The sequence below is a fragment of the Paenibacillus arenilitoris genome (assembly GCF_014705655.1).
Lineage (GTDB): Bacteria > Bacillota > Bacilli > Paenibacillales > Paenibacillaceae > Pristimantibacillus > Pristimantibacillus arenilitoris.
Window position 1 is genome coordinate 32,965 of sequence record NZ_JACXIY010000015.1, and the last position, 12,695, is coordinate 45,659.

Here is a 12,695-nt window from a genome sequence, read left to right on the forward strand (position 1 = left end):
GAAGGGAGAGCTGCGCATGTCGCTCCAGTTTGTCATAGGCCGCTCGGGAACGGGGAAGACCGCTTATTGTCTGAGCGAGATCAGAGAACGTCTGAGCGTACGGCCGGATGGACCGCCGCTCATCATGCTCGTGCCGGAGCAGGCGACTTTTCAAACCGAATACGCCCTGCTCCAGAACGGTCCGGGCGGGACGATCCGGGCGCAGGCGCTCAGCTTCCGAAGGCTCGCCTTCCGGGTCATGCAGGAGACAGGCGGGACGGCGCTCGTTCCGATCGGCGATACCGGCAAGCATATGCTGCTGTACAAAATCGTGCACCGATTGGGCAATCGGCTGGAACTGTATCCGAACGGCGCGGAGCAGCCGGGCTTCATCGACCGTCTGGCCGAGCTTTTCACGGAGTGGAAGCGGTACGGCATCGACGCCTCGTTCCTGGAAGCGAAGACGGCTTCGCAGGAGACGGCCTCGTCCGAATCGGCGCTGCTGAAGCGAAAGCTCCACGATTTGCAGCTTATTTACGCGCAGCTGGAGCAGGAGCTTGCCGGCGTTTACGTGGACGCGGAAGATTATTTGCATTATTTGCGCGCAGGCTTCGCGGAGGCGCCTTCGATGAGGGGCGCGGAAGTGTGGGTCGACGGTTTTTACGGTTTTACCCCGACCGAATACGAAGCGCTCGGCGCGCTAATGGCTTCGGCCGCGCAGGTGACCGTTTCGCTTACGCTGGACCGGGCGTACGGGCCCGGCGAGAAGCCTCATGAGCTTGACCTGTTTCACCCCGCCGCGGAAACGTACGGCAAGCTGATGGAGCTGGCCGAGGCGTACGGCGCGTCGGTCCGGCCTCCGGTCCTGCTTGACGGGGGGCAAGCTGCGAGATTTATCGACAGCCCGATGCTGGCGCATTTGGAGAAGCATTACGACGACCGGGTGCCGATGCTGCTTCCGGATCGCGCGGCGTTCGAACCCGAATCGAGCCGATGCGGCGTATCGCTGCACGCCGCGGCGAGCCGCAGGGCGGAAGTGGAAGCCGTCGCCCGCGACATGGTCCGCAGGGCGCGAACCGAGGGGCTGCGCTGGCGCGATATGGCGGTTATGGTTCGGAATGCCGAGGATTATACCGATTATATCGAACTTATATTTGACGATTACGGCATCCCCTATTTCGTCGACCGGAAGGAGAAGGCCGTCCATCATCCGCTCGTCGAATTTATCCGCTCCGCGCTGGAGACGGTGCTGTTCGGCTGGCGGTACGATGCCGTGTTCCGGTGCATCAAGACCGAGATGCTCTATCCGCTGGACGACAGGCTGCCGCGGGAATGGTTCGACAGGCTCGAGAACTACGCGCTTGCCGCCGGCATCGACGGCTGGAAGTGGTTGGACAAGAAGAGCTGGCGGCCGCTGGCGAACGTTTCTCTCGACGAGGACGACGAGATGGAAGCTTCGGTCAGCGGGAAGGCAAGGCGCGAGTTTGAGATCGCCCTCGCGGCCAGAGAAGCGATCGTGCCGCCGCTCAAGCGGTTCGGCGAAGCGATGAAGAAAGCGGCCGACGTGCGCGCGATGTGCGCGGCGCTCTACCGCTTGCTTGACGACATTGGCGCCGCCGACCGGCTCGAGCGTTGGAGCGCGGGCGATATGGAACGCGGCAACCCGCGGCGGGCGAGAAACCACCGCCAGTTATGGGACGGCGTCATGCAGCTGATGGATCAGCTGGTGGAGCTGGCCGGGCCGCAAGCCATGTCGCAGGAGCTGTTCGCGGGGATGGTCGAGGCGGGACTCGACAGCCTGAAGCTGGCCGCCGTCCCGCCCGCGCTCGATCAGGCGCTGATCGGCAGCATGGACCGGACGAGGTCCGGCAACGTCCGCGTCTGCTACGTTCTCGGTGCCAACGACGGCAATATGCCGATGCGGGTGAAGGAGGACGGCATTCTGACCGAACCGGAGCGCGAGAGGCTGGCCGAGGACGGTGTCGTGATGGCGCCGGGCGTGAGGCGGCGCTTGCTCGACGAGCGCTTCTTGATCTACAACGCGCTGACGACGCCGAGCAGCCATTTATGGTTGAGCTGGGCCCAGGCGGACGAGGAAGGCAAGAGCCTGCTGCCTTCGGAAATCGTGCGGCATGTTCGCCAGCTGTTTCCCGGCATTCCGATCATTGGCGCGGCCGCCGAGCCTTCCCCGGGCTTGTCGGCCGCCGAGCAGAGCGGATTCGTCTCCAGGCCGGGCAGGACGCTCTCCTACTTGATCGCGGCCATTCGGAGATGGAAGCAGGGGGAATCCATCGCGCCGTTCTGGTGGGATCTCTACAACTGGTACGCCGTTAGGCCGGATTGGCAGCAGAAGCTTGAGCTGCTGACGTCCTCGCTTGCGTACGTGAACCAGGAGCAGCTGCTGACGCTAAGTACGGCAAGGCAATTATACGGCGAGAATCTGCAGGTGAGCGTATCGCGCATGGAACGGTTCGTGTCGTGCCCGTTCCAGCATTTCGCCATCCATGGGCTGAAGCTTCGCGAACGGAAGCAATACCGGCTCGAATCGCCCGACGTCGGCCAGCTATTCCATGCCGCGCTCAGCAGGCTGGCCTCGAGCCTCGGCCATCGCTGGGGGCAGACGCCCGCCCTGGAGCTGAAGGCGGCCGCGGCCAAGACGGTCGAGGAACTCGCGCCGAAGCTGCAATCCCAAATTTTGCTGAGCAGCGGCAGATTCCAATATATCGCGCGCAAGCTGAAGGAAATCGTCGGACAAGCTGCGCTCATGCTCGGCGAGCATGCCCGCCGGGCGGAATTTCGTCCGGTCGGGACGGAAGTCGATTTCGGGCCGGGTGGCACGCTGCCGGCGCTGGCGATTCCGCTTGAAGACGGCGGCGTCATCGAACTGATCGGCCGAATCGACCGCGTCGACGCCGCGGAGTCGGAGCAGGGACTGCTTCTGCGCGTCCTGGATTACAAATCGAGCGCGACCCAGCTTCGGCTTGAGGAAGTGGCATACGGGCTGTCGCTCCAAATGCTCACTTATCTCGACGTCCTGCTTACGCATGCGCAGGGCTGGCTGGGCCAGCCGGTCCATCCTGCCGGCGTATTGTATTTTCACGTCCATAACCCGATGCTCGCGCTTTCCAATCGCGCAAGCCCGTCCGACATCGGCGGGAAGCTGCTTAAGCGGTACAAAATGCGTGGGCTCGTAACGGCGGAAGCCGAGACGGTCCGGCTGATGGACGGCGAGCTGGAGGCCGGACATTCGGAGCTGCTGCCCGTTGCCATCAAGCGCGACGGCAGCTTCTATAGCAGCTCTTCGGTCGTCACGGGCGGGCAGTGGGACGCGCTGCGCCGCTCCGTCAGGAAGACGATCGGCCGGATCGGCGGCGAGATCGCTTCCGGCGAGGTGAAGATCGAGCCTTACCGCATCGGAGCCAAATCGCCTTGCCAGTATTGCGATTACAAGGCGGTTTGCCAGTTCGACGCGCAGTTTGACGGGAATGAGTACCGGAAGCTCGGCAAGCCTTCGAAGGACGAAATTTGGCAGCGGCTGGAGGGAGACGAAGGATGATGCATACCGCAAAGGATTCGCCGAAACCGGCGGGCACCACGTGGACCGACGATCAATGGGACGCCATCGTCACGAGCGGCTCCAACATTCTGGTCGCCGCGGCCGCGGGCTCGGGGAAGACGGCCGTACTCGTCGAGCGGATCATACGCAAAATATCGGCGAATACCGACGTCGACCGGCTGCTCGTCGCCACGTTCACAAAGGCCGCAGCCGCCGAGATGAAGGACCGGATCCGGCTGGCGCTCGAGAAGGAGCTGGAGAAGCATCCGGATTCCGAGCATCTGAGGCGCCAGCTTGCCTTGATGAACCGGGCCTCCATTACGACGCTGCACTCGTTCTGCCTGGATGCGATCAGACGCTATTATCCGCTTATCGGTCTCGATCCGGGCTTTCGCATCGCGAACGAGACGGAAAGCGAGCTGATGCGCCTCGACGTGCTCGACCAGCTGTTCGAGAGGAAATACGAGGGAGCCGGAGACGACGGCGCCTTTCTCCGCCTCGCCGACCGGTACGGCGGCGAACGGGGCGACGAGCCGCTGTACCGGCTCGTCCAACAGCTGTACGATTTCGCGCAAAGCCATCCTTGGCCGGAGCATTGGCTGCGCCGGACGGCGGAAGCGTTCCGCATCGCGGATGCCGCTGAACTGGAGCGCAGCGAGTGGGTCGCGAGCCTTCAGGCGGATGTCCGGCTGGCGCTGGACGGCGCCGCTTCGCTTCTGCTTCAGGCGCTGGAACTAACCAGGCTGCCTGCCGGTCCCGCCCCGTACGCGGCAACGTTGGACGAGGATTTGGCGATCGTGAACGGCCTCTCCGAAATCGTTCGGACAACGCCGTGGTCGGCCTGGATCGAGCCGTTCCAATCGGCGCAGTTCGGCAAGCTGAAGGCGATGCGGGGCGAGGAATACGATAAGGCGCTGCAGGAGCAAGCGAAGGAGCTGAGGGACGGGGCGAAGAAGCAGATCGCATCGCTCGCCGACGAGCTGTTCGGCCGGACGGCGGCGCAATTTCTGGAGGAGCTGCGGGAGCTGGCGCCCCTGATGAGCGCGCTTGCGGAGCTGGTCATCGAATTCGGAGAATGCTACGAAGCGGCCAAGCGGGCCAAAGGCCTGCTCGACTTCGGTGACTTGGAGCATTATTGCCTGCGGATTTTGCGGGATCCCTCCTCGACTCCCGGATATATGTCCCCATCGGTGGCCGCGCTCGAATTTCAAAATCAATTCGACGAGATTTTGCTGGACGAATACCAGGATACCAATATGGTGCAGGAAGCGATCGTTTCCTTGATCGAACGGCCGGGCAAGGGCAACCGGTTCATGGTCGGAGACGTCAAGCAGAGCATCTACCGGTTCAGACTGGCGGAGCCGAAGCTTTTCCTGCACAAATACAAGGCTTACCTGTCCAAGCATGATCAACTATACGAGACTCATGCCGATGCGCCGGGCCTTCGCATCGATCTGGCGCGAAACTTCCGCAGCCGCTCCGAGGTCGTGGATGGCGTGAACGCAGTGTTCCGCTCGATCATGCGCGAGAACGTGGCGGAGATGGATTACGACGATCGCGCGGAGCTCGTATGCGGCGCTTCCTATCCGGACCCCGAACCGGCGAACGCCTGCAGGGTCGAATTCGCGGTGCTGAACAGAGCGGACGCGGATGATGCCGACGAGGCAGAGGGAGGCTTCGAATCGACGGATTCGGAAGAAGAAGCGGAGCCGGTCGAAGGAGCGACGGCCGCCGTATCGGCCGCCGAGCTCAAGACGGCGCAGCTGGAAGCGCGCTGGATCGCCGCTCAGCTCAAAAGGCTGGTTGACGGAGGCTACCGGGTGTACGACGGCAAGCGGCGGGAGCGCCGCGCCTTGCAATGGAGGGACGTCGTTATTTTGCTGCGGGCCACGCAGCAGTGGGCGCCAATCCTGATCGAAGAGCTGCAAGCAAACGGAATTCCGGCTTACGCGGAGCTGAGCAGCGGATATTTCGACGCCGTCGAAGTCGAGACGATGCTGTCGTTGCTGCGCGTCATCGATAACCCGTATCAGGACATTCCGCTCGCGGCGGTGCTTCGTTCGCCGCTGTTCGCGATGAACGCGGAGGAGCTGGCCCGCATTCGGATCGCCTCGCCAGGCGAATCGTACTACGATGCGGTACTCGCGGCGGCGGGGGATCTGCTGCAAGACGAAGCGGCGCGCAGGAAGCTGTCGATGTTCCTCGACAAGCTCGACCGCTGGCGGGAGGAAGCGAGACAAGGCTCGCTCGCGGGCTTGCTATGGGCGATCTACCGCGAGACGGGGTATTTCGATTTCGTAGGCGGATTGCCCGGCGGGACGCAGCGGCAAGCCAATTTGCGCGCCCTTCACGACCGGGCGAGGCAGTACGAGGCAACCTCCTTCCGCGGGCTGTTCCGCTTCCTCCGTTTCATCGAACGGATGCGGGACAGCGGCGGAGACCTCGGAACGGCGAGGTCGCTCGGCGAGCAGGAGGACGTCGTGCGGATCATGTCAATCCACAAGAGCAAAGGATTGGAGTTTCCGGTCGTGTTCGTCGCCGGACTCGGGAAGCTGTTCAATCAGCAGGATATGCGGAGCGCCTTTCTGAAGCACAAGGAGCTCGGCTTCGGGCCGCGCTACGTCGATCCCGAATTGCGCATCAGCTATCCGACGCTTCCCTACTTGGCGATACGCAGGGCAATGCGCATGGAGACGCTGGCCGAAGAGATGCGGATTCTCTATGTCGCCTTGACGCGACCGAAGGAAAAAATGTTCCTCGTCGGCTCCGTCCCGGACGCGGAAGCGAAGCTGCAGCGCTGGAACGCTTCGGTCGACCCGCACGGATCGATGCCGGATTTCCGGATAGCGTCGGCGCGATCGTACATGGATTGGCTTGGCCCGCTGGCGGCGCGACAACTGGCAGAGCGTGAATCGCCGGATCATTCGGCCGATACTTCGCCTTCGCCGCAGTGGGAGGCGGGCGTCGTTCCCGCCGCTTTGTTCGGCGGCGAGGCCGCCGCAGCCGCCGAGACGGCGGATCGGACGGAATCGGAGACGGAAGATCGTCTTCAAGCCGTCGCGACGCTGTCGCTTCTCGAGGACGCGGTGCGGGAAGAAGAGCTGAGAAGCCGGCTGGAATGGTCGTATCCCCACCCGGCTGCCTCGGCGCTGGCCGCGAAAACGTCGGTCACGGAAATGAAACGGCTGCATGCGGAAGCGGACGACGACGCGGCGAGGATGGAAGAGTACCCGGAGCGGGAGGCAACAGGCAACCGCGGGCCTGGCGCGGGTTCCTTGACGTTCCGCCTGCGCAGGCCGAAATTCATGGAAGAGGTATCGCTTACCGCGGCGGAGAAAGGCTCGGTGAATCACTTGCTCATGCAGCATGTCGAACTGTCCGGCCGCGTGGACGAAGAGACGCTGAAGCGGACGCTCGCCGGCATGATCGACCTCCGATTGTTGACCGCGAAGCAATCGGAGGCGATCGATTTGACCGCCGTCGCCGCCTTTTTCGATAGCGAGCTCGGCCGCAGACTGCTGGCGGCGGATTGGGTCCGCAGGGAAGTGCCGTTCAGCTGCATGTTCCCGGCCGGCAGGGTCTACCCGTCATCCGGCGAGACCCTCGCGGACGAGCCGATCTTGATCCAAGGGGTCATCGACTGCTTGTTCGAAGACCCGCAAGGCGTCGTACTGCTCGATTACAAGACGGACCGCATCGATAAGGGACAGTGGGACCTCGCCGCGGAACGCCACCGCTTCCAGCTGGAATTGTACGCGGAAGCGATCGAAGCCGTCCTTTGCCGCAAGATCGACGAATGCCACGTCTTCTTCTTCGACGGGGGGCGCTCCGTCCGGCTGGGTCAGACGATTACGGAATAGGAGGAAGGGAAGTTGGAACACGAGAAATCGGGCAAGCGCCCGCTGGCGCTGCCGATTACATTGGTCATTCTCGTATTGAGTCTTATGGGAAACGTCCTCCTGTATACGCTGCATTTGCAGCATACGCAGGAAGCGAGATACGACGAAGGGCAAGACATCTACCGGGCGGCGGTCGAGTCCAAGCTCTACGTGGACGAGCTAAGCGCGCATGTAGACGCCGTGCTGGGCAGCAAAGCGACGGAAGACCGTCTGGAAGCGAAGTACGGTTTCGGCCGCGCTGCCGTTCTCGGCACCGGCGTGATCGAGCTTGTCGCGCATGCGGAACGGTATTCGGAAGAGGAAGGAGCGAACGGGGTCGAGAAAGCCACGCTGTTCGTCAATAACGTGGACGCCGCCCTGCGGCAAGTCGGAAATTACGGCGGTCCGCTGAAGGAGAAGGACCTCGCGTATTTGAATTCCCTCAAGGCGACGCTTGAGGAGATGGCGGGCGCGCTCGGCGGCATCAATACGAACCTGTCGGATAACCGCGCGGCGATTACCCGCTTGTCGAGCGGGCTCGAATGGCCGGCCCACGCCGTCCGGCTCCTGCGGCTCTTGGAAGAGAAGCCGTCCGAGTACCCCGCTTGATGCCGTCCCCTCAGGGCGCGATACCGGAGTAGCCAAATGCCTATCTGTGAATATGATGATGTTGACAGGAGGCTGATCGAAATGGAAAATGCGCTTTACGACGCACACCAAAAAAAACAATGGTGCGAAAACCACATGCACCGTTACGTGCTCGCCCAGACGCATGACGGCTGGTGCTGCGACGGCATCATCGAATATTTGGACGACGAGGTCGTCTGCCTCGCTGTGCCGTGCGGCACCAACGAATGGGATAACCGGGCGTTTCTGCCTTACGGCTATCCGATCTATCCCTATCCGTACTTCCCGCGCAGGCGCTTCGTCCGCAGAATATTCCCGCTTGCGGCGCTGCTCGCGCTGAGCCTGCTTCCGTTTTATTGAAGCGCCCTATGCCGCCGAGCGGGACGCCGGTTCCCGCCGGCCGGCCGGCAGGTTGGACGAGACGCTTTTTTTTCGCTATGATAGAGGGAGCGAAGGTACAGGGGGGTGAACCTGATGGACTGCATTTTTTGCAAAATAATCGAAGGCGCCATTCCGTCGAAGATAGTGTTCGAGAATGATAGAATTGTTGCTTTCCACGATATCCAGCCGGCAGCACCGGTACATATCCTGATCATCCCGAAGAAGCATATCCCGACGATGAACGACGTTGCCGGCGAAGACGATTCCGTCATTGCCGAGCTGTTCGCGGCCGCCAGACAAATCGCGAAGGAGCAAGGGATTGCGGAGTCCGGCTACCGCTTGGTCAACAACGTGAACAAGGACGGAGGGCAGGTCGTATACCACCTGCACATCCATTTGCTGGGCGGGGCGAAGCTTTCTCCGCTATTGGGAGAGATCCAAAGTTGACACTGCCTTTGCGTTTGACATATAATGAAATTTGATAAACCGTGTATTAGCTCTGGACGGTCTGTTTCGGAGGGAGGGAAAACTGGTGTCTGAAACTAAAGTTCGCAAAAACGAAACCATCGATGCTGCGCTTCGCCGCTTTAAACGTTCCATCGCTAAAGATGGGGTTCTTGCTGAGGTGAAAAAACGTAAGCATTATGAAAAGCCAAGCGTAAAGCGCAAGAAGAAGTCTGAGGCTGCGCGTAAGAGAAAGTTTTAGGAGGATCCTTCCACAATGAACCTGAGCGACAGATTGACCGACGATATGAAGCAGGCCATGAAGAATCAGGACAAGTTCAGACTGACCGTCATCCGCATGATGCGCGCGTCTGTCAAAAACTTGGAAATTGATCTCAAGCGTTCGTTGGAAGACAACGAAGTGGTCGACATTCTAAGTCGCGAAATCAAACAACGTAAAGATTCCCTCCAAGAATTTAAAAAAGCCGGCCGTGATGATCTAGTTGCGGATCTTGCAGTGGAAATTGAAATTATTAGTCAATACCTTCCCGAGCAGCTGACTGAAGAAGAGATTCAAGAGATAGTAACACAGACCATCCATGAACTCGGTGCTTCTTCCAAAGCCGATATGGGAAAAGTTATGAGTGCCCTTATGCCGAAAACAAAGGGTCGCGCTGACGGTAAACTAGTAAATCAGTTCGTACAGCAACTTCTTAAGTGACTATAACATTCGGACTCACGAAACACCCCTTCGACAAGGGGTGTTTTTTTATGCCGTGCGAATACCATACTATAAAGAGCCATAAATGAAACAAATTGCTCGCCTTAGCGTAATAAAATATTATAATCGAGATAAGGAGGGGACTTCTTGCGCTTGCATCTTTCAAGAAGAAGGCCGATTGTTGCGTCCGCTATCCTGTTGGCGGCCATGCTGATGGTTGCGGCCGCGGGGCTGATCGGCGGATTCGTCCCGGCTGCCGAGGCGGCTGACGACGCGGGGCCCGCCGTCTATGTCATACCGGTCAAGCAAACGGTCGAATCCGGGCTTGAGTCGTTTTTGAAAAGGGCGTATAAAGAGGCGGAGGAAGCGAAAGCGGAACATGTCATACTCGTCATCAATACGCTGGGAGGCAAGGTCGTCAACGCGGAGAGCATCGGCCATTTCATCCGCGAGAACCCGATCCCGACGACGGCGTTCGTAGAAGGCAAAGCGGTGTCGGCCGGCACGTACATCGCGCTTAACGCGGATAACATCGTCATGCAGCCAGGCAGCACGATCGGAGCTGCCGCCGTCGTCGACGGATCCGGAACGTTGATCGACAATCCCAAGACGATCTCGTTCTGGGTGTCGGAAATGAGCGAGGCGGCGGCATTGAACGGCAGGGACCGCAACATCGCCGCGGCGATGGTCGATTCGAATGTGGTGCTCAATCTGCAGGAGGAGATCGGCAGAAACAAGCAACAAGGAGAAATTCTTACGCTGTCGGCAAACGATGCGATGAAGCTCGGTTATTCGGAGCATACCGCGAGTACGGTCGATGACGTCGCAAGCTGGCTCGGCCTGGAGTCGCGCGCCAAAATCGAAGTGAAGCCGTCCCTCGCGGAGAACGTCGCGCGCTTTCTCGTCGATCCCGTCGTGATGACGATCCTGCTGATTCTCGGCATCGCGGGCGTCGTCATCGAGATGCTGGTGCCTGGCTTCGGCGTGCCGGGAGTCGTCGGTTTACTATCCTTCGGCCTTTATTTCTTCGGTCATTATATTGCCGGGTTCGCGGGCATGGAATCGGTCGTGCTGTTCATCATTGGCGTTGCCCTGCTGATCATCGAAGTGTTCGTGCCGAGCTTCGGCATACTGGGTATCCTCGGAGGGAGCGCCTTGATTACGGGCGTCGTGATCGCCGCCTCCGACCCGATGACCGCCCTGATTTCGTTCGCCGTAGCGATCGTGGCGGCGATCGTCATCATCGCGATTTTCGTCAGGATGAACAAGTCGAGAGGCATTTGGAACAAGTTCATTCTCCGCGACAAATTAACGACGGAGGAGGGCTACTTGTCGGCCGACGTCAAGGTTTCGCTGCTCGGAAAGGTAGGGGTGACGGTAACGCCGCTGCGGCCGTCGGGAACCGTCTTGATCGGCGACGAGCGGATCGACGTCGTAACGGCGGGGGAATTCGTGAACGCGAACCGGAAAGTCAAGGTCGTCAAGGCCGAAGGCACTTGGATCGTTGTAAAAGAAACGTTAGAATAGACGAATGAATAACGAATCTGGAGGATGATAAGATGGATCCGATCGTATCCGTATTGATTTTAGCCGTAGTCATTATTATCGTGCTGTCCGTATTTTTGAGCTTCTTCCCGATCATGCTGTGGATTTCCGCGCTGGCATCGGGCGTCCGGGTAGGCATCATTACGCTCGTGGCGATGAGGCTGCGCCGGGTCGTCCCGAGCCGGATCGTCAATCCGCTCATCAAAGCGACGAAAGCGGGCTTAGGATTGTCGATTAACCAGCTGGAAAGCCATTTCCTGGCAGGCGGCAACGTCGACCGCGTCGTCAACGCGCTGATCGCCGCGCAGCGAGCGAACATTCCGCTTATCTTCGAGCGCGCGGCCGCGATCGATCTCGCCGGCCGCGACGTGCTTCAAGCGGTGCAGATGAGCGTTAACCCGCGCGTGATCGAAACGCCGATCGTGGCGGCCGTGGCAAAGGACGGCATCGAGGTGAAGGTTAAGGCGCGCGTGACGGTGCGGGCCAATATCGACCGGCTCGTCGGCGGCGCCGGCGAGGAGACGATTATCGCCCGCGTAGGCGAAGGGATCGTTACGACGGTCGGATCTTCGGGCTCGCATAAGGACGTGCTGGAAAATCCGGACTTGATCTCGCGCACGGTGCTCGGCAAAGGGCTTGACGCCGGAACGGCATTCGAAATTTTGTCGATCGATATCGCGGACGTGGACGTAGGCAAAAACATCGGCGCCCATCTGCAGACGGAGCAAGCCGAAGCCGACAAGAAGATCGCCCAGGCGAAGGCGGAAGAGCGCCGAGCCATGGCGGTCGCGCAGGAGCAGGAGAACAAAGCGAAGGTCGTGGAGATGGAAGCGCGCGTCGTCGAATCCGAATCGCAGGTGCCGCTGGCCATGGCCGAGGCGCTGAAGAGCGGCAAGATCGGCGTCATGGATTACATGAATTTGAAGAACATCGAAGCGGACACGCAAATGAGAAGCTCGATCGGCAAGAACGACGGCTTGAACGACAATAAGGACGGGCGCTAACCTGCGGGCAACGACCGGTTAACGTCCGGCGCTGCTTAGCCGCGGAGGTGAGAGCAAGATGAGGTTTATTGAATTTCTGCTGAACAATATTTATATCGTCGTCATCGTTATCGGCGCGCTGGCGTCGCTGTTCGGAAGGTCAAGCGGCAAGAAGCGGCCGAGGCAGATGCCGAATTTCGGCGGAGGCGGCCTGTCCGGCATGCCGGGCAGGCCCGAGAGGGCGCCGGAGAAACTTGAGCCGGATCGGCCGGCCGGGCAGACGGTCTACCGTTCGCGTTCGGCGGAGCATGAGACCGGTGTACCGGAAGGGGAATTCGCCGAGCACCGGGAAGTTCCTTCGGCTGCGCCGGTTTCACCGCCCGCCGCCGCGAAACGTCCTTACCGGCGACCTGTCGCAATGGAGGCCGATAGAGCCGGAACGCCGGCCGCCCGATCGGCCGGCGCGCAAGTACGAGCGGACGATCTGAGAAAAGCCGTGCTGTGGGCCGAGATTCTCGGTCCGCCGCGGGCGAAACGACCGTTTCGCAAATAAAGGAAGCGAACGCCCCCGAATCTTCGGA

The 12,695-nt window shown here is 60.5% G+C and carries 10 protein-coding genes; all 10 read left to right on the forward strand.

Features of this window, described 5'->3' with window-relative positions; all coding sequences use genetic code 11:
- Positions 1-16 precede the first annotated feature (16 nt).
- The 10 genes from addB (at position 17) to IDH41_RS12905 (ending at position 12,667) form a co-directional block, all read left to right on the forward strand.
- A complete protein-coding gene (gene addB / locus IDH41_RS12860) occupies positions 17-3,535 on the forward strand; it encodes a helicase-exonuclease AddAB subunit AddB (RefSeq protein WP_190861611.1) in 3,519 nt (1,172 codons plus the stop codon).
- The gene (addA, locus tag IDH41_RS12865; protein WP_449867051.1) at positions 3,535-7,395 is read left to right on the forward strand and encodes a helicase-exonuclease AddAB subunit AddA; all 3,861 of its coding nucleotides are present in this window, start codon (positions 3,535-3,537) and stop codon (positions 7,393-7,395) included. The genes addB and addA overlap by 1 nt, the downstream gene beginning before the upstream one ends.
- A 12-nt stretch (positions 7,396-7,407) precedes the next feature.
- Positions 7,408-8,022 (forward strand): hypothetical protein, encoded by a 615-nt coding sequence (locus IDH41_RS12870; RefSeq protein WP_190861614.1) that lies wholly within the window; start codon positions 7,408-7,410, stop codon positions 8,020-8,022.
- Between the two features lie 81 nt (positions 8,023-8,103).
- Positions 8,104-8,400 carry a hypothetical protein gene (locus tag IDH41_RS12875; protein ID WP_190861616.1) on the forward strand — a complete coding sequence of 99 codons (297 nt, stop codon included), beginning with the start codon at positions 8,104-8,106 and terminating at the stop codon, positions 8,398-8,400.
- Positions 8,401-8,514: 114 nt separating this feature from the next.
- Positions 8,515-8,868, forward strand: a complete 354-nt coding sequence (locus IDH41_RS12880) for a histidine triad nucleotide-binding protein (protein ID WP_190861617.1) — start codon at positions 8,515-8,517, stop codon at positions 8,866-8,868.
- Positions 8,869-8,953: 85 nt separating this feature from the next.
- Positions 8,954-9,127: a 30S ribosomal protein S21 gene (rpsU, locus tag IDH41_RS12885; protein WP_005547957.1), complete on the forward strand. Its 174-nt coding sequence runs from the start codon at positions 8,954-8,956 to the stop codon at positions 9,125-9,127.
- A 15-nt stretch (positions 9,128-9,142) separates the two neighbouring features.
- Positions 9,143-9,586: a GatB/YqeY domain-containing protein gene (locus IDH41_RS12890; protein WP_190861619.1), complete on the forward strand. Its 444-nt coding sequence runs from the start codon at positions 9,143-9,145 to the stop codon at positions 9,584-9,586.
- A 207-nt stretch (positions 9,587-9,793) separates the two neighbouring features.
- Positions 9,794-11,113, forward strand: a complete 1,320-nt coding sequence (locus IDH41_RS12895; protein WP_190862055.1) for an NfeD family protein — start codon at positions 9,794-9,796, stop codon at positions 11,111-11,113.
- A gap of 32 nt (positions 11,114-11,145) precedes the next feature.
- Positions 11,146-12,135, forward strand: coding sequence for a flotillin-like protein FloA (gene floA, locus IDH41_RS12900; protein WP_190861620.1), 990 nt, complete (start codon positions 11,146-11,148; stop codon positions 12,133-12,135).
- Between the two features lie 58 nt (positions 12,136-12,193).
- Complete coding sequence (locus IDH41_RS12905; RefSeq protein ID WP_190861622.1) at positions 12,194-12,667, forward strand: hypothetical protein; 474 nt, start codon at positions 12,194-12,196, stop codon at positions 12,665-12,667.
- Positions 12,668-12,695 lie beyond the last annotated feature (28 nt).

Excerpts from the sequence above, each read along its gene's own strand:
- addB (WP_190861611.1), top strand. The coding sequence starts at position 17 with ATGTCGCTCCAGTTTGTCATAGGCCGCTCGGGAACGGGGAAGACCGCT.
- addA (WP_449867051.1), top strand. The coding sequence starts at position 3,535 with ATGCATACCGCAAAGGATTCGCCGAAACCGGCGGGCACCACGTGGACC.
- IDH41_RS12875 (WP_190861616.1), top strand. The coding sequence starts at position 8,104 with ATGGAAAATGCGCTTTACGACGCACACCAAAAAAAACAATGGTGCGAA.
- IDH41_RS12880 (WP_190861617.1), top strand. The coding sequence starts at position 8,515 with ATGGACTGCATTTTTTGCAAAATAATCGAAGGCGCCATTCCGTCGAAG.
- IDH41_RS12890 (WP_190861619.1), top strand. The coding sequence starts at position 9,143 with ATGAACCTGAGCGACAGATTGACCGACGATATGAAGCAGGCCATGAAG.
- IDH41_RS12895 (WP_190862055.1), top strand. The coding sequence starts at position 9,794 with ATGCTGATGGTTGCGGCCGCGGGGCTGATCGGCGGATTCGTCCCGGCT.
- floA (WP_190861620.1), top strand. The coding sequence starts at position 11,146 with ATGGATCCGATCGTATCCGTATTGATTTTAGCCGTAGTCATTATTATC.
- IDH41_RS12905 (WP_190861622.1), top strand. The coding sequence starts at position 12,194 with ATGAGGTTTATTGAATTTCTGCTGAACAATATTTATATCGTCGTCATC.